This window comes from Gammaproteobacteria bacterium, assembly GCA_029882975.1.
Lineage (GTDB): Bacteria > Pseudomonadota > Gammaproteobacteria > SZUA-152 > SZUA-152 > JAJDNG01.
Window position 1 is genome coordinate 1 of the sequence record JAOUJW010000016.1, and the last position, 18421, is coordinate 18421.

Here is an 18421-nt window from a genome sequence, read left to right on the forward strand (position 1 = left end):
CTATGACTTCACCGTATGGAGGCTTGTACGGTTTTCTTGTCGTATGGGGTAAGCCCAAACTGCCTGGCGGAATACGCAAAAAAACGCTATTCCGCCCTACGGTGTTGCTGTTTCCCGGATTCAAGCTACGCTTCGGAGTAACGCAAGGGGAATTCCTGTAGGGTGGGCAAGCTTTTATTGCCCACACGGGCCATAGCTGTTCAAAGCACTTTTGCTATTCCTGCCACAACCTTTCTTGTAGCGGGTAGGGCGGAATAGTCTCTCCCGGCTCCTGCCTTTCGCGACACTTGTGCGTCCTGAATTTCGGCTTGCGTATTCCGCCAAGGAGATTTTACGCTGCCACATTAGCACTATGACTTCACCGTATGGAGGCTTGTACGGTTTTCTTGTCGTATGGGGTAAGCCCAAACTGCCTGGCGGAATACGCAAAAAAACGCTATTCCGCCCTACGGTGTTGCTGTTTCCCGGATTCAAGCTGCATCCGCGCTACGCTTCGGAGTAATATAAAGAGCAAGTTTGGTTGGTTCGTATTGATGAGTTTAGTGTTTAGTGGCCGATCTTGCGGAAATTGTCTGAATAGTCGCGGTATTGGCTAGTCAATCTATTTTTCTAACCATCGTCTGAGCTGTTCCCGAATATAGTCGGCGGATAGGCGTTCTTGTTCCAGGCGTGCATCTGGGGTATTTAGCAAGGTGTCATACAGTTCAATTTCCTCGGCGCGTAAGCGTGTGGGTAGTTTTTCACAGGGGGAGTTTTCTGTGACGGCACGGTGGCGGAATTGCCGATAGGTTTCTTTGTCCATCATAATGCTGTTCAGGTCGGGCATATGTTGGCGGGCGTCGCTGAGAATTTTAAAACCCCAGGTATCGATATCACCCCAATAAACCGTATTCTTGGATTTAAACCAGGGGGCTTGTAGCCAGCTTACGTTAGCGCCACCACCGAAGATGGCAATGGTGTCATCCAGTGGCGGCAGAGCGTAGCCCGATTGCAGGTTTTCCACAATGATGAGTTTACTTGCCGGTAAAGGGGATTGTATCAGCGTTTGCGAGGAGAGTTGCAGGATGTTGAAGCCGCCCATTTGGTTTTGCGTTTTTTGGCAGAGCGGTCGAATGCTTAGCCAGGCATTGGGTGGTTCGGAGCAATTGAGCCATGCGGATAGTCCGCCGCTTTGGCTGATGTCACCTTGTGTGTGGCAATCCATTAAGTCCGAGATCAGAGTGTAATGCTTTTCCAGAAACTTGGTGTCGACACCGACTAAGGGCAGCGCACGAAGATATCCTGCTTGACCCATACCTTGGTGCAATTGGGGTAGCAGTTGGGGGACTAATTCAATATCTCCCCTGTCCATTTTTTCCAGCGATAGTAAGTGTTGCACCAGCACCGGGTGTAACTCGTCATTAAACGCCAGGACGGGTGCCATGATTTCCTGCCAGCGATGGTTTCGTTTCACGGCTTGCGGTCCCAGGAAGCGAATCAAGGCGTCCAGGTTTTCCAGATGAAGCTTAACGGGAATGTCGTGTTGGCCCAGTTCCCGGTATTGTTTTTGCTCCCAGCTTACTTGGAGAGAAGTCGCTTGTTGCCATTGTTTGATGTAGTCGTGAAAATGACTCACCGCCTGCAGTGCTTGGGCACCGGTGGGTGCTTTTAATGAAACACTGAGCGGAAAGCCGCGTTTACCGGTGAGCCGATCGCGTAAATTACGGGGATTATCCCACTCTTTTTGGCGCAGAATGTTTCGAACGGACTCGGGTAACAAGCCCCAGTCTTTTGTGTTGTGGCCGTCGTTCACGCGGGTTCAGGACTCAGCTGATTCGGCTGGGAATTCGAATGAGAATTCTGGTGAGAGCCCAGCTCAATGCCCAAGTCAGTAGCAACAGTTGCGGTGAGTTCTGCATTGGCCTGCATCTTGTCCAGTTCTTCCCAAGTCACTTCACACAGACGGCTTTCGTGGGTTTCCACATCACGCTCTGCAATTAACAGGGAACGGGCCGATTCCCGCGCCAGGTTGAGGTTTTTATATGGGGTGATCAGATTAATGTGAATGTGCAATTCTTTGAACACCCTTAATACCCGTCGGCTTACCGCTTCTGCCGTGTTGGAGAAAGCTTCATCCAGAAACACCGTGCAGTAAACCGGTTTGTCGTGACCGTCCGGGGTTAACACATAGGCCAGACTGGCTGCCACAATGGTTCCGGCAAAGGATTCTTTTTCGCCACCGGATTTACCGCTGGATGACATTAATACATCGCGAATTTTTCCTGTTTGCGCTTCCACTTCTTCGGCGAAGAAAGTGAGTTGATAGCGCGGGTCCAGCAGTCGCAGACTTTCTTTGTTGTGTGCCGTGGTGCTATTACTGGCTTTATCCAGTAGGGTGATGACTTCCTGCAAGTGACGAAAGCGTAACTCATGGTCGTCGCTTCCCGCTTCGGACAAAACGCGTACTAACATGCGGTTGAATTCCTGCACGTGTTGAAATTGTTCCGGTTTAATGCCTAAACGTAAATGCGAACCGACGCGAAACTCGGTTCGACACAAAACCCGGTTAATGACGTCGATGCGTTCACTGATTTCCTCTTTTTCCGCGTCAATCCGCGATTTAATACCGGCCAGGGAATAGGTGGTGTGTTTATTTAAACGTTCTTTGAATTTGTCGACTAAGGCGGGCAGGCCTTCGGCTTCCAGTTTGTGCAGATGTTGCAGATACTCGTCCATACTGTCCAGGCTGCGGCCCCAGTCGGAGGCAATGGTTTGCCAGGTTTCCTTGGCATAGAAGCTGGACATGATAGCCACGGCACGGTTACCGGCGTTGCTTTTTCGTGTTTCCGCTGAGTGATTTTGCTTGCTAATACTCTCTCGGCAGTGGTTTTCAAGTTGCTGAGCCGTATCTAGCTTGTCGGGTGTAATGGTACCAATGCGCTTGGTCAGTAGCTCCCTGACCCAATCTTCCAACCCGGTTTCCGCGATGTTCCAGGTCAGTTCCAAAGCGTTTTGCGCCGTTTCGATTTCTTTTTCGTGTCCGCCAATAACTTTATTCTGGGTGACTTTTTCCACTCCAATTTCGGCCAACTTTTGCTTTGCGTCTTCCCAACGTTGTTTTGCTTGTTCCAGATCACTGCCGGAGCTTTCCAGAGCCTGTAAATCCAAGCGTTGGTTTTGCAGGATGCTTTGCCAATGAGGGGCATTGATGTCCTGCCACTGAAACTCTCCGAGTTGTTTCCAAAACTGCGCTTTTGCCACCATTTGGTCCATCGCTTTACGCCGGATTTGGGTTTGACGTGTCAGCTCCCGGATCTCAGTTTGCAGTTGTTCTGCTTCGCTGCGCAGGGTGGCCAGCCGCAGTTTGTTGGAAAAACCCAACTGCCACTGACGTTTGTCGTCTATGCGCTGTCGGTCTTTTTTCTCAAAGCGGCCTTTGTCAAAGTGAATTAAACCCTGCTCGGTCAGGGAAAACGGTGTGCGGTCCAGCGCTTCAGTGGAATCCACGCAATGTAAATCAAAACGCTGTAAGTGTTGTTTGAGCCATTCCCGGTAAGGATGTTCTCGCCATTGCAGTTTTCTTAAAAAACCGTCACTTTTAAACGTTGCCGTGCCTTTGTGGGTTTGCGTCGATGTTGTTACGGCTTGCACACGCACATGCAACCCCGTGTGGCGTTGGTTCAGCCACCGAGTGATCAGTGACAAGCGGGCTTCGGGAACCGCCATGGTGGTGCGCAAGCCTCCCAAGGCCCGTTCGATAGCGCCCTGCCAGTGGCGCTGTTCCGGGTTGACGTCCATCAGCTCGCCGAGAAATGGTACATCATCCGGGGCGAGTTGAAGTGACTGACACATTTCATCACGCAGACGTTGGTGCGCAATGTCGATATTGGAATTGGGCCGCGATGCGATAGCTTCGATTTCCTCATCCAGGTCTTTTTTGGTTTGCTGTGCCTGGGATAACCCGACAGCGGTTTGGGCAAAAGCGTCTTCCGCCGCTGTTTTTTCCTGTTCCGTCGTTTCCAAAGCCGTTTGTTGCTTGTCCAGATTGGCTTGGAAAGTGGACTCGTTGAGTGTGGGGTCCAATTCCAGGGCTCGAGTAATTTCCTGGTATTGGGATGCCTGTCGGGTTGTTGATTCCAGTTTTTCCCGAGTGCGTTCAATGTCCTTTTTCAGCTCCTCAATGCGGTTTCCGCCCAGATTCAGGTATTCTCCATGGAGACGTTCGGTACGTTCCCTTGCAGCAATTTCGCGCGCCTCGATCTGTTGTAAGCGTTGTTCCGCATCCTGAAGGGTGAGTTTAAGTTGCTGTAAACGTTCACTCCAGAGTCGATGCATTTGTTCAGCAAAATACACCGGCAAGCCTTCCAGTTCGGCGCTGAATGCGGCGATGTCTTTTTTGGCTTGTTCTAATTCCTCAGCCACATCCGGTAGGGCTGCCAATGTGTCGCGTTGGGCGCGGGCATCCAATAAACGGTTGTGAACGCCATCGAGGTCGTCAAACTCCAATACCGCCTTGCGGGCATGGTCGCGCACCAGGCTGGGTTCCAGTACCAGTTCTCGAATGAGTTTGGTCAGGTCGTCGATTTTTTTCAAACCCAGTGCACGGGATAACAGGGCAGGTGCGTTGCTGTTCTCCATGTGCAGCAATTTACGGTAGACTTCCTGATACGCAGCAAAGTTATCATCGCAGGACATGATGAGTTTGTCATCGCGCAGGAATTGTTTTAATGTGCGAGCGTTTCCTTCACCGAAAGCCTGCAGCATTTCTTCCAGTTGTAAATTTCTTTTGGCGACAACGTAGATTCGTTTCAAATCGGCCAGTGCGTTGCTGGATTGGGTCATCCAGAACAAGGCGGCGATACTGATCTGCGAACCGTCTTCGCTGCGATAAAATGCCCTGAGTCCGCTGACCGTGGCTCCGGCGCGTTTGTTTTGAGTTTGGGTTTGACTGCCATCGTGGGTACTGCCAAAGCTGCCGCGAATATATGAGATCAGGCTGCGGTCCGTACGGTCACCTTGAGCGGCGGCAATATTAAAATTCGCACCGCCTGCAGGTAAGAGCAATGCCATCAGTCCATCAATTAAAGTGGATTTACCTGCGCCGTTATCGCCCGTCACCAGAGTGCCGTGGGGATCAATGTGTGCCGTATGTAAGCCGTGGAAAGAACCCCAGTTATAAACGGACAATTCCTCCAGGCGGATTTGGCCAGCCGCAAAAAGACCGGGGAAGTCGGTTTGCTCTTGATCAAACATCATTAGCCTCACTTACTCCTGCGGTATTGTCAGCTAATTGAGTGTATTCATTAAACAGTTGTTCCAGGAATTCGGCATTGACTACATAGCGGATTACCGGAGTGATCTCAAAGCGTTCGTTATCGCCGGAGACGTATTGAATCAAGCGTTTTTCCTTCATGTTTTTTAAAGAGCTGTTTAGTTTACGTCGGTCGCTCTTGCTGCTGTTGGTTAAGGGCAGAAACGGCGTCAGTCGGGCTTCGATTCGGTCGATGTCAATAAAGATTCGTTGCTCGCCCGCCGTTTCGCGTTCCTGAAAATGCTTACGTAGCACCAGTAACAGCAAAGTGTCGTATAGTGTCAGGGTGCGGCGGGAAATGAGCGAAACGCTTTCCTCTTCATTGTCTTCGGTTTCCTGTTGTAACAGTACCGCCACTTCTGCACGCTCATCTACCAGTACCGTTAGAAACATATTATCCAAGTGGGCTTGAATGGCAGGCAGTTCCTTTTGCAAGGCTTTAAATAGTTGTTGCTTACTGCTTGCGAGAATAACGCCGTGACGCAGCAGCCCCACCAAGGCTCGGCGGGCTTCCACGGATAAGGGTTTGAAAACCGTTGTATCACCTGAGTAGGTGTCGTCGCTGCTATTTTCGGGCAAAGTCTCAACATCATGCGCCACTGCTGAGTCTGCCATTTCTGAATCTGCAATGGTTGAATCGCTGTGAATCATAATACCAATTCCTCCAACTTCTGTGGAAATTGCTGGGCGCTCATCAGGTATCCGGGAATTTTGGCAAGGATCTTTTCACCCTTACGATCTTCAATTTCCACCGTTTCTCTATTGTCCATCTCCGCGGCCCCTACCGCTTTGGCTACACGCAGGAATGCCACCAGTTCTTCCAGGCCCGAGGTGACGGGTTGTAGTTTGATAAGCCCACCTATGCTGAGGGGGCCCTGTTGTTGCAACAAACTGCGCATACGTGTTGCTACTTCAACGATTTTAACGGCATGCAGTTGTTCCAGCATGGCTTGGCTGGGAGTGCCACTGTTTTCTTTTGCTTGTACTTCGCTGGTATCCAATTGTTCATCGGGACTGCAGAGGCGCATGCTTTGGGGCGAGCGGACGCTGGTTTTACCACTGAGTAATTCCAGGGGAAGACATTGATTCAAACTAAACTCCTGGTCTTTAAAACGCACGGCAATGCGTTCCAGTTTCCCCAGTAACTGTTCCACTTTGCGGTTTTCCAAATGGGCGCCGCTCTCCACGTAGGCTCGCAGACTTTCCTCGGTTCTTCGGCGTACTTTAAAAACCCGTTCGCTTTCCCGAGTCAACTCGCGTACCAGTTGACCCAGAAAACGGTTTTCATCAGGCCGCAGATATTGAGCCGCGGCACGGCTGAGTAAGGAACGTAGTTGTTCTCTAAACTCCATATTGCGGTTCTGATCGCATAACAGTTGGAAGAAGCCTTCAAAAGCACGACCGGCATCCGAGTTGGAGAGCAGTTCTTCCTTTTCCAATAGATTTTGCAGCACTTCACCGCGGTTGCTGTCACTCTCAATCATGGAAACGCGTAAATCCTGGTCCAGTTGTCGGATTTCGTCCTCCACGCGGCGGAAATCACCGGTTAAAACGGAAGCCAATTGGTAGACTTCACGTATACGTTCCCGCTGTTCCGCATCGCTCAGTTTTTTGATAATACCCGCATTGAGGTCGTCTATTTCACGTTGTAGTTCGGCTTTGCGCGACTCCAACAGGGTTATACGTTCAGCGGAATTGGGGCTTAGTGCGGCAGCCAAATCTCGTACCGCATTCTGAACAATGCGCAAATGGGATGCGGTGGCTTTGTTGTCTCTTTTGTCCAGAGACTCGCAGAAGCGCAATGCCGTTTCGCAGGCATCGGTTTTGCTGAGGTGGTCATCCGATTCTCTCAACCAGCCTGACTGTATCCATTCACGCAGATAGGCAGCTGCGGATTTTTCGCTTTCAAACCAGTCTTCTTCCCGCCATTGGCTTAAATCCAATTCCAGCGCCGCTTTGGCACGGCTGAAAACCACATCGTTGTTTTCTTCAAATAGTTGGGAAATGAACGCCAGGATCAACGGCGCGTTATTGGCCCGCAGTAGTCGCCAGGCCGCGTTATCCTGTAAGCGGCGGCGGTAACGGGCGTATCGTTCAAGAACACTCATGGTTTGCTTATCTATAGGTCTAAATACCGTCACTATAATTGAAAACGACTACCAGGTCGAACCAGTCTAACTTATTGAAAAATTAGTATGTTATCTTAGGATGGTGGCGTATTATGACTTTCGGAAAGGCGGGGGTTGTGGTCGATGCTGGGTGCTTGATGCTTTACGTCGGCTCGGTGGAATACGCAAAAAACGCAATTCCCTGTGGTTACGGGGCAATTGGTTCCGTAAGCAAGGTAGCCCGGATACAGCTTGCGGACTCCGGGGTACCGTCGAAACCGAGTAGCCGGTGGAACATATTTTTTCACGGTGAATCTGCGAAACCGTCAATCGTCGATGGGTAAATCGCGTCGAAGACTGGCCGTATTCTTCGTTTCATAAATTTGTTAAGAAGGGTTGGTTGGACCGGGGATGGGGGCAGGGGTTTATTGTGAGTCCGGGGAATTTGGTGAGTGATTCCCGGATTTCGCAGGCTGCTACGTTTCTCCATCGTAACTCTTTGCAGGGCAATTCGTTGTGTAGACGAATGGCGTAGCGTATTACAATGTGCGAAAGGTGGGGTTGTTGTTACGGTTTATTTCTTGGATTTATCGGCAAGATTTAAATCGTCACTCAATAATTCATCCAGGCTGGGTGGTTGCTTGGCCGTCTTGGTAGGACGAAATTGGTTGAGTTCCCGTTGCAGCTCACGAATGGTTTGCATGTGTCGCTTGTTTTCGTGTTCCATGTTGGTTAATTTGCGGTTCGCTTCGACCAGTTTCTCTTTGGTTTTGGCAATGGTTAATAAGTCTACATCGGAGTCTGCGGGCAGGTCATCGCGATTGTGCAGCATGGCGTGCAAGCGATCGTTATCCTGTTCCAGCGTCTGTATACACAACAGCAATTGGTTTTGCGATCCCTGCATTTCTTGGAGCTTGCGATTCAGTTCCGCCACGGCATCGGAGTTTTCCGATTGGGATAAAGACTCTTTTAAGGAATCAATGGATTCAAACTGCCGGCTGATAATGGTGCGCAGTCGCTGAATATCGTCATTCGTTGTGTCTATGCTGACTTCAGGCACTGTACGAACGCGGTCTAATGTGGGTATATATCCACTGGATTCTTCCTCCCGAGGCGGTGTTGATTGCTCAGTTGGTGTGGGTTCTGTCACCGGATGGTGGCTTATGAATGTGGAAATTCGGTCGCAGATGTGTTGCCAATAGCTGTCGTTTGTTTGAGGTTCTTCCAACGCACTGATTTCCGACTTGAGAAACATCATACGTTTTTCCAGCAGATCGGATTGTTGTTGGGGACATTGTTGCATTTTGTCCTGAGTTTCCGATATGACTTGTTCGAGGTATTGCTTAAACTGATTTTTGTCTTCCGTGATTGACTTAATTTTGATTTTCAGTTTTTCCAATTGCAACAAAAGGTTTCTATTTCTACGTACCACCACCACGGCGAACGCGATCGCAATCAATGCTATTTCGGCAAAGGTCAATACGCTCAGTATCGCAGATTGTGTCATCGGATTTCTCTAGGCGGCTTTTTTCCGGGCCTCTGCAGGTGCATCCGTTTCACCTTTACCATGCGCGGCTTTCATCTTCTTTTTACGCATCATATAAAAAACACCGCCGCCAATGGATAGCAATGTAATATTGATGCCAAGGAAAATCAGGATTGCAGTCAATATGCTGGGGCCGTGTTCTCCTTCACCGGCATCGTGTTCATCAGATTCTGCTATGTCTTTGTTGGGTTTGTTTTTCTCCGTTTGACGATTGTCTTTTTCCGGTTTCTTACCAGGCTTTGTGTCCTTTTGACCCTGCTCATTGGTTTTGTTCTTTGCTGGAGTGTCTTTGGCGCTATCGCCGTTGCGTTGATGGTTTTGCATGGTCGTATGGCTGTCATCTTGTGTTACTTGGTTTTCCGGTTTTTTCGTTATGTCCTGAGAATCTACCGGTGGCGGTGCGCTTGACGCAGATGCGGCACCGGTGGCTGGAATAGCCGGTAATTGCACGCCGGTGTCTTGGTTTTGCGGAGTGGCCGGGGCAGGGGTAGGAACCGGTCCTGATTGTATAGATTCCACAGGTTGTTGTGGTTGCGGCGGAGCAACAGGTTCTATGGAGCTTTGGCTTGACTGGGGTGCATTCGTCGAGTGGTTCAGTGTCTTTTGGCTATCGCCACTGGACGGACTTGCCGGCTGTGCAGGGCTTTGCGATGCAGAGTCGGTTGTTTGTTCTGTCGTTTGTATGGGTTTTTCATTCTTAAGGCTGGGGTCGTAGACGCTAACCTGCGAGGTTCGTTCTCGCGAAAAGGTTTTGGCATTTGCCACTGCGTCCAACTTGTAAATTCCGGCTGAGGGCAAGGCAATATGATTGATATATACTCCGTCGGTTTGCGTTACAGCCGGGTTGGGTTCCATCTCTAACTCATGGGTGCGACCTTCGGGGGTCAGTACTTTCAGTTGTATGGATACATTATCCAAAATGTTTTTCTTAGTAATAATTTTGTCGTTGTCTTCTAACCAAGCCTTTATTAACAGTCCCTCACCAATCGCGACTGCGGATGGTTCGGCGTTTAATTGCATTTTTAGATCGGTGATCACGTAAGCCTTATTTTTACCGGTGCTGGAGCCCAGTTTCCAGGTACCGGCTTGAGGTTTTCGGATGGTAATTAAATCGAAAGTTTCTGCAACGAACCACTTAACATTTTTTGGAGGGTTCTTCGCGTTGAATCGCTTACCGTCCGGTGACGCCAAAGACAGTACGGTTTTCTCTGAGTCTTTGGATCCCACGACAGTCACTTCCGTTATGGCTTTGTCGATCGTAAAGTTTTCACCGCTGAATGGCAGCATATTGGGTTGTTTGTTTTGTTCAAAAATCACGGCATAGACATCGTGCAGTTGCTTATCATTGGCTGCAATATTAAATTTTCCGCCGGTACTTAGAGCTATTTGTTCCAAGGTGGCTTGGTCCGATTCGGGTGTAAAAGCAATGGTGTGCAATTCCACGCCTTGCTGTTTCAGCATGGGTATGATTTCTTGTTGCAATCGTTGAGTTTGCTTTGCGGATGCTTGTGCGGATCCGAGGTCCATTTTTCCGTCTGACATGAGTACAATAATTTTTTTTCGATTGGGCATGGGATTTCGATTTAGCACTCGCAGGGCGCCGTCTATGGCTCCGGATAAATTGGTATATACGCCTCGATTGGAGATTTTGTCCACAGCGGCAAACAGGGATTGGCGTTTCCTGTCCGCTTTTGGGGGCGTCAAATAGGCCACTGGATATCCTTGGTCGGAAAAACTGACCACACTGACACGATCATCTTCGCTCAGCAAAGAAATGAATAATTTGGCGGCGGATTTGCGTAACTCTCGCGGATCGGTTTTTTTCATGCTGCCAGAACTGTCCATTACCAAAACCACATCTAGAATCGGGTTTTTCTCCGCGTGAACCGGCATACAGATCAACGCCAGCAATAGCAATGACAAACCCAATGGAGTGGTGCGATTAACCCCAAAGCATTGTTGGAAAATTGCCGATAATTTATTCATTACAGAGTCCATTCACTCGAGTCCGTTATCAGATACATCATCGGCATGGCAGATCGATTATTTAGCGCCAACGGTCGCCAAATGGCCGTAAGGGTTTAGCTCTAATGAGATATACGCGTTGGTCTTTGGAAGCTTTACACTGAAGGTTTAACGAAAACATCGGGAAAGTCTATGCGTCCTGCATACTTACAGTCAGTTTTGGAACAGGAGTTTAATGCCACCGATGCCGGACACCATACCCCGGTGATGTTGTGGGGGCCTCCTGGTGTCGGCAAGTCACAAATGGTGATGCAGGTGGCTCAAAGGTTTGACGTACCGGTCATAGATATCCGTCTGTCACAAATGGAACCCAGTGATTTGCGTGGCATTCCGTTCAAAGTGGAGGACCGGGTGGAGTGGGCGGTGCCGGCCATGCTACCGGAGGTGAGCCGTCACGGCGAATCCGGATTTTTGTTTTTGGATGAAATTACCTCGGCTCCTCCCAGTGTTTCTGCAGCAGCTTATCAGCTGATCCTGGATCGGTGCCTGGGGAACTACGAAGTACCGCAAGGCTGGGTTATCATTGCCGCAGGAAATCGCCAGGGCGACCGGGGCGTGACGTATAGCATGCCGGCACCGCTGGCCAATCGGTTTTCACATTTTGAAGTGGAAACCCATTTGGATGATTGGGTGGCCTGGGCGTTTGAACATCACATTGATGAGCGCATTATTGCCTTTTTGCGTTTTCGTCCCGAGCTATTGTTTGATTTTGATCCTGCGCATAATCCCGTGGCGTTTCCTTCGCCCCGGTCCTGGGAGTTTGCGCACCGGGCTTTGCAGAAATTCTCCCGCATCCCTAATTTGTTGCTGGGCGCTTTACAGGCCTGTGTCGGCCAGGCTGCAGGCATTGAATTACACGCTTTTGTAAAAAATCTGGATCAACTGCCTGATTTGGAAGCGGTCATTCGCGGCGAAAATATTGCGGTTCCCGTCGAAATCGATTTGCAATACGCTGTGGCCACGGCTCTGGTTGGGTTGGCGATTCGATCCCGCAAACAAGACAACAAGCAAGTGGTGTGGGGTCATATTCTGGATTATGCCCGGAAGTTTCCCCAACGGGAAATGGGAGTGATGCTGGTGTCGGATATGCATCGGGCGGTGGGGCAGGAAATTTTCAGCTTGCCGCAATTTTCCCAGTGGGCGGATTCGGTGGCGGAGTTAATGGTGTACTAAGCCATACAAAAAGCCCAAACGAGAAGCCCATGAGCGATGCCATTCACACCAAACTCAGTGCCGCCCGAACCCGTTTAATCATTGATAAACCTTTTTTGGGCGCTTTGGTGTTGCGGTTGCCGTTGGAGCAGGCTGACCCTTCCTGGTGTAACACCACCGCCACGGATGCCCGCAAAATTTATTTTAATGCTCACTACATCGAACAACTGAGCCTGGAACAAACTCAATTTGTATTGGCCCACGAGGCTTTACATTGCGCGTTGAGTCACTTTGCCCGGCGCCAACATCGGGAAAAGCACCGCTGGGATGTGGCTTGTGACTATGCGGTTAACCCCTTGTTGCTGGCGGACGGTTTGACACCTCCTCCCGGTATTTTGGCGGATGACGGTTTTGCCAATATGACTGCCGAGGAAATCTACCCTTCCATTGAAGATAACTGCCACGAACAACCGCTGGATCAACATGTGTACGACGAATCCGGGCAGGGTTCGCAGCAAAACAGTGGGCACATGGCTCAAGGCAAAACGCAGGGCAAGGAGACGCCAGGATCGCAAGGCAAGGACCGAGGTAATGACGTCAACGCCAAAGAAACGCAAGCCAAAGAGCAAGGCCTCAAAGGGAATTCAAAGCAACAAAACCCGGGCTCCGGTGAGACCAACGCGAAAGCCGCTGGTGCTGCTAAACCGCGACCTTTAAATCACACCGAGCGGGAAAATCTCAAAGTGCAATGGCAACAACGCCTTGCCGGTGCAGCGCAGCAAGCCATGCAAGCGGGAAAACTGGGCGGGGCCATGGCGCGTCTGGTGGATCACCTGTTGGAGCCCCAATTACCCTGGCGTAATTTGCTGGCGCACTACGTCACCTCCGTCGCCAGGGACGATTACAGCTATTCCCGTCCCAGTACCCGGCGCGGTGATCCGGCTTTGTACCCCAGTTTGCGCAGTTCCCAAATCAATGTGTTGGTGGTTTTGGATACCAGCGGTTCTATCGGTGATGTGGAGATGCAGGAATTTTTAACCGAAGTGGATGCTATCAAAAGCCAAATTCGAGCCAGAATTACCCTGCATGCCTGCGATGCTCAGCTGGCGCCGGATGGCCCCTGGGTGTACGAACCCTGGGAACCGTTTCAATTGCCCCGGCGCTTCGAAGGCGGTGGTGGCACAGCATTCAAACCTTTGTTTCAATGGCTACAGCAGCAGGAGCAAGACCCGGACCTGGTTTTGTACTTCACCGATGCCAACGCGGAGTTTCCGCAACAAGAACCCCGCATACCGGTGTTGTGGTTGGTGAAAGGCCGGGGCAAAGTACCCTGGGGCCGACGGATTCAACTTAACTAACTGTATAAAACTGTTTAAGGATAGCTTTTAAGTGGATTTATCACCGGAAGACAATTTAAAACTGAACGTTCTGTTGAGTCAGAATTTGCAGGCCGTGCGCATTGATGATTCCAAAATGGTGGTGCACGCTTTAACCAGTAAAGGTGAAGCTCGTATCGAGCTAAACCCTACCTTGCGTGACGATCAGTATGTGCGTCAGGTGCGGGAGTTTTTTTCCACTCACGCCTTGGGTTCACCTGGCGGTTATCCGGTCTATCTGAAACGCTGGACCCGTATGGGACAGGCGCGGGAAGATAAGCTGGACAGTTTGCTCATCCTGGGTGAGCCGGAAGCGGTAGTTGCCGTGGCTCATGCGCCGGGTTTAACCGAAGAACTGGCGCGCAGAACCTGGTGGGCAATGCCCACCGCAGAGGTGGCGCGAAAGCTTCTTGCCAATGCGCAAGTGGCTCGCAGCGCCATTGGCGGCGAACTGGCCGGTTTTTTGTTGGAATACCTGCCCTTTGAGACGGAAGCGGCACACATAATCGAGTCCATTACCCGTATTTTAACCCCCGGCCTGCTGGAGCGGGAAACGATCTTGGCTTTATGGAAACGGGCCGGGCGCAAGAGCGCCTATTATGTGGGTTTCATAAATGCCATACCGGATGATTTACCGGAGCCTGGGGTTGAACGTGCTGACCACGGACAACTGTGCTCGGCTGTGCCGGAGTCCGGGCCTATGGCTCAGATGTTGCGGCATCTAAGTTCTGCGGCAGGGCAACAGTTGCTGTTGACCATAAACCAGGCAATGCACAAGGCCTCTGATCAGGATATGGTGGTGGAGTTGTTGAAATCCATAGAACGTTATTTTCTTCCTGTTCGCCCTGCTACCGAGGCTGTGGTATTTAATTGCAGTGAGCAGATTGACGTTTTCGTCACCCAACCGTCGTCAGTGCCCCAGGATCTGGCTCCGTGGGGGCAGCAGGTAGAAGCGATATTGCGTTTGGCCATGGTGAGCGAGAATTTGGCGGATCCGGTGTTCGCACAAACGGATGCAGTGGGATCGGTTATGCGTAAGAAACTCAAACCGGTATTTGATTGGCTCAGTGTGCAGATCGGTGTGTTGAGTCAAGCCGAATTCAACCACACGGTAGCTTAAATGGGGTTGCATTTCGCCAGAGTGTCCATGCTGGTTAAAGCGCAAGTACCCTTGCCGCAATTACAAAAAAGTCTTCCGGCTCCGGTGGAGCGGTTCGGGGAGCAGCTGGCGCAAAAGATCCTGGCGGAAGTTAACGCCCGGCAATTGGGTTATGTTCCGGCTCTGGATTACTTTCAACAACTTATACAACAACCGCAACATTCGCAACAACAGACTACGATTGAGCCGTTTATGTTGGCGGCGGCAGCCCAGATAGCTGAGATAACTATAGCCTATACCAAACGCGAAGTGCTCAATGTCTTGGCACCGGTATTTAGCAGTGTACACATCGAAACCATTCAAGTGACGGCCTTTACCTTGCCCCCGGTGAGACCGGGTAGTCCAGCCGCGTTGACCGATTTGGCTAAACACCTTACTCCGGATACGGCTAAATTTGAGTTGCAGCTTACGGTAATCCAAAAACAGGCTGGTGATGACGGAGTGGAACAAGGCGTCGCCCGTATTGCCCGGCGTTGGTTAAGTGACAAGTTCAGCGACTTGGAATTAACGGCAATTCGGTTGATTTCTTAGTGGGGTATATAAAAAAATGATAAAGATTTGCGCTTAAAGTAGATAATGTGAAAATTACAAGTATAAAGGTGAATGATACACTGTCAATTCATGATTAAAAGTTGATACACTATATTGGAATTCTATTAGAGCTTCATCGATTCAGATAAGCACTGGTGGACTCGCTTTAGCAGCCAAGATCAAAAAAATGCTCGGATTTAGTGTCGTGGATGGTGCTCCAATTGCCAGAGAGCAAGGCCCGTTCGTACATCGCTCTAAACCGGCAGGTTCTAGTTATGAGATTGCGCTTTGGCCTTTCTAGGCTAAGGGGTCATTATATCCTTTTGACGGAGTTATGACGGTGAGTGAAAATGGGGCTCGTGACACACTGCCACAGGGGCATGTGTTGCATTGGTACGAAATTGACAGTATTTTGGGTCGTGGTGGTTACGGCGTCACCTATCTAGCCACGGACAAAAATCTACATCGTCAGGTAGCGATTAAAGAATATTTGCCGACCGATTTTGCTTGCCGGGAAAACAATCATACGGTTCACCCCATGACGGATGGGCATCGCGAACTGTATACCTGGGGTTTGGAGCGCTTTCTCAGTGAGGCACGAACACTGGCCAGGTTTAACCATCGTGCCATCATTAAAGTATTGAGTGTATTTGAGCAAAACAATACCGCTTACATGGTGATGGAATACGAAGAAGGGGACGATCTTTCCGTCGTTTTCGACCGTGACGCAAAGTTTACTCAGGCTCAGATCCTGAACATGTTTCTGCCTATATTGGAGGGGTTATCGTTTGTACATGAGTCCGGTTTTATTCACCGCGACATTAAACCCTCAAACATTTACATTCGTAATGACGGTAGCACCGTATTGCTGGATTTTGGTTCGGCGCGACAAACCCTGGAAAGTCACACTCGAGCCTTAACCACCCTGGTTACGGCGGGTTATGCGCCTTATGAGCAGTATAACCAATCCGAAGATGAACAAGGTGCATGGACCGACATCTACGCTCTGGGCTCCACGTTGTATTATTTTCTCACCAACAATAAACCGGCAGATGCTTTGTTGCGCGGCTCCAGTTTGTTGCGGCAGGGAAAAGACATATATGAACCCGTAAGCAGAATGAACCTGGAAGGTTACAGTCCGGCGTTTTTGCGCGCCGTGGACCATGCCTTGATGTTCCATGCAGAAAAACGACCCCACACAGTGAAATATTGGGCGGATATGTTACAGGAGAAAGTGGATGTTCCTGACATTACCGACGATCTTTACAACCTTAATTACCAGCCGGATCCGGATTTGGAGTCCACTGCAGTGATGAAACCGGTAACGGCGGCGGAAATGTCAGCCGCGAACCCGAATGCACCAACGCCACAGGTAGTGACCACACCCTTGATCCCCGAAGATGAGGATGAACATACCCGGATTCATGTGCAACCCGTATCCATGGATCAGTTGGATAAGATGACCGAGGCTTTGTCACGTCCGCCGGAACCTGTTGCGGCTGTTCAAGCGCCGCTACAAGGCGTGCGCAGTACCCCGCCAAAGGCATCCGGGGTGTCGGAGTTTTTGGAAGGTTTGCTCGTAAGCATCAAGGGTCTGGCCGGACGCGTCGATAACCGGGTTGCGTTGATTGCAGCGGCCGCTGTGGGCTCTTTTGCCTTAGTCAGTTTGATTATTGTGCTGGTCACATCCGTTGATGACAGCACGGTAAGTCCCGTTGTTGAAAATAGCGAAACTAAAGTCCAGACAGCGCAATTAGCGTCGGAGCCACCAAAACAAGAAGAAGATCTGACCCAAAATCCGATATCAGCAGAAGGGTCGGTAGAAAACCCGGAAGCTGTAATCGATTCCACGGCAGAACCTGACTCGGCGCAGCGTATGCCCAAAACGGCAGAGCAGACTCTGGTCACCAGTAACGGCCACATTTTGAGTAAAGCTGACCGGGATTTGATGGTGATTAATTTATTGAAACTGGCTGCCAGCGACAAGCGCCAAAACCGCATAATTTCTCCGGAAAGCAATAATGCGTTCGAACGTTACGAACAAATACTGGAGCTGGATCCCGGCCATCCCACCGCATTACAGGAAATTGCCAATATTCGCGATATATACATTGACCGGGTGGGTACCGCCGTAGAGCAAGAACAGTGGGACGTGGCGCAAAAAGAATTTCCTATTTTGAAGCGTCTGTCGGTGGACTTGCAGACCATAGGGATAATCGAGACCAAGTTGCAGGACCATAAGGAGAAGGTTGATCGAATAGCGGAGTTTCTCGCAACCGCGGACAAAATGTTTAAACAGAAGAAACTGACTCGTCCCGCCGATTACAGTGCATTGGCATATTATGAGAAAGTTTTAATTCTTGATTCTGAAAATGCCGAGGCAAAACAAGGCATACAAAATATTATTGATTATCTGGCCGGCGTGCTGCAAAGGCAGCTGAAAGAGAGGAGAATCGATGCGGCCAGTCGTACTTATAATAGTATTGCGGAAATTGATCCGGATGCACCGGTATTGAATCAAGCCGGCAGCAGCCTTTCCAAGCTGGTAGAGAAAAACAAAAAAATCCGCAATTTATTGACGCGGGCTAAAAAGGATTTTATCCAAGGGCGAGTGATTGCACCTAAGGGAAACAATGCCCTGGCGAAGTACCGCGCTGTTTTGAGTTTGGATAAGAAAAACAAGCGGGCATTAACCGGAGTTAATACGATCTATCAATACTATCTGGTGGATATTAACAATGGTATTGATACCGGTCGTTTCGACAAAGCAGAAAAATTGATTAAGACATTGGCCGGCAGCGGTTATGATAAGAAAAAAATTGCTGCCTTGAACCAACGGCTCAATGCCGAACGCCTTGCTACGTCCAAAGAACCGGAAACCGTGAATCAACTGTTGACGGATTTGGTTCTGGATCTAAAAAACAAAAACTTGAAAGGTATTTATCAGATTAGTGTGTTGTCGGAAAAGAAAAAAAATTATCTGAAAAAAGTATTCGAAAATTACTCCGAGTATTCCGTCAAGATTAAGGAATCCAAGCATAACACCCAGCAACACAAAGCCAGTGCGACCATCCAGCTTGCCGATATCGTGGATATCTGGGGCGATCGTCTGGGGTCTAAGCAGGTTAAATTTGATGTGCAGTTAAGTCGTAACAAAGACCGGAAGTGGAAAATCTACTGGCAAAACAATCCGGCGAAATAACCAACGAAACGCCTGGCCCTTGAAACAAGTAG

General features: G+C 49.8%; 12 protein-coding genes. 6 read left to right on the forward strand and 6 right to left on the reverse strand.

From position 1 onward, the window contains the following. Positions 1-289 precede the first annotated feature (289 nt). Positions 290-502, forward strand: a complete 213-nt coding sequence (locus OEY58_12740) for a hypothetical protein (GenBank protein ID MDH5326320.1) — start codon at positions 290-292, stop codon at positions 500-502. 99 nt (positions 503-601) lie between these two features. On the opposite strand, the gene OEY58_12745 is transcribed toward OEY58_12740, so the two are convergent. From OEY58_12745 to OEY58_12770, 6 genes are all read right to left on the reverse strand, one after another. Continuing rightward, positions 602-1792, reverse strand: coding sequence for a DUF2220 family protein (locus OEY58_12745; protein MDH5326321.1), 1191 nt, complete (start codon positions 1790-1792; stop codon positions 602-604). Beyond that, a complete protein-coding gene (locus OEY58_12750; protein ID MDH5326322.1) occupies positions 1789-5235 on the reverse strand; it encodes an AAA family ATPase in 3447 nt (1148 codons plus the stop codon). The genes OEY58_12745 and OEY58_12750 overlap by 4 nt, the downstream gene beginning before the upstream one ends. Beyond that, positions 5225-5941: a DUF4194 domain-containing protein gene (locus tag OEY58_12755; GenBank protein ID MDH5326323.1), complete on the reverse strand. Its 717-nt coding sequence runs from the start codon at positions 5939-5941 to the stop codon at positions 5225-5227. Before OEY58_12755 ends, OEY58_12750 begins: the two co-directional genes overlap by 11 nt. Further along, entirely contained in the window at positions 5938-7398 is a 1461-nt protein-coding gene (locus tag OEY58_12760) for a DUF3375 domain-containing protein (GenBank protein MDH5326324.1), read from the reverse strand. Before OEY58_12760 ends, OEY58_12755 begins: the two co-directional genes overlap by 4 nt. A 574-nt stretch (positions 7399-7972) precedes the next feature. Further along, positions 7973-8905, reverse strand: coding sequence for a hypothetical protein (locus tag OEY58_12765; protein MDH5326325.1), 933 nt, complete (start codon positions 8903-8905; stop codon positions 7973-7975). Positions 8906-8914: 9 nt separating this feature from the next. Beyond that, on the reverse strand, positions 8915-10930 hold the full coding sequence (locus OEY58_12770) for a VWA domain-containing protein (protein MDH5326326.1): 2016 nt from the start codon (positions 10928-10930) through the stop codon (positions 8915-8917). Positions 10931-11101: 171 nt separating this feature from the next. Between OEY58_12770 and OEY58_12775 the strand changes: the two genes are divergently transcribed. The 5 genes from OEY58_12775 to OEY58_12795 all read left to right on the forward strand — a co-directional run bounded on the left by OEY58_12775 (position 11102) and on the right by OEY58_12795 (position 18389). Next, on the forward strand, positions 11102-12142 hold the full coding sequence (locus tag OEY58_12775) for an AAA family ATPase (protein MDH5326327.1): 1041 nt from the start codon (positions 11102-11104) through the stop codon (positions 12140-12142). A 29-nt stretch (positions 12143-12171) separates the two neighbouring features. Beyond that, on the forward strand, positions 12172-13479 hold the full coding sequence (locus OEY58_12780; GenBank protein ID MDH5326328.1) for a VWA-like domain-containing protein: 1308 nt from the start codon (positions 12172-12174) through the stop codon (positions 13477-13479). Positions 13480-13510: 31 nt separating this feature from the next. Beyond that, complete coding sequence (locus tag OEY58_12785) at positions 13511-14617, forward strand: sulfur reduction protein DsrS (GenBank protein ID MDH5326329.1); 1107 nt, start codon at positions 13511-13513, stop codon at positions 14615-14617. After that, the gene (locus OEY58_12790) at positions 14618-15187 is read left to right on the forward strand and encodes a hypothetical protein (GenBank protein MDH5326330.1); all 570 of its coding nucleotides are present in this window, start codon (positions 14618-14620) and stop codon (positions 15185-15187) included. Between the two features lie 340 nt (positions 15188-15527). Further along, positions 15528-18389 (forward strand): protein kinase, encoded by a 2862-nt coding sequence (locus tag OEY58_12795; GenBank protein ID MDH5326331.1) that lies wholly within the window; start codon positions 15528-15530, stop codon positions 18387-18389. Positions 18390-18421 lie beyond the last annotated feature (32 nt).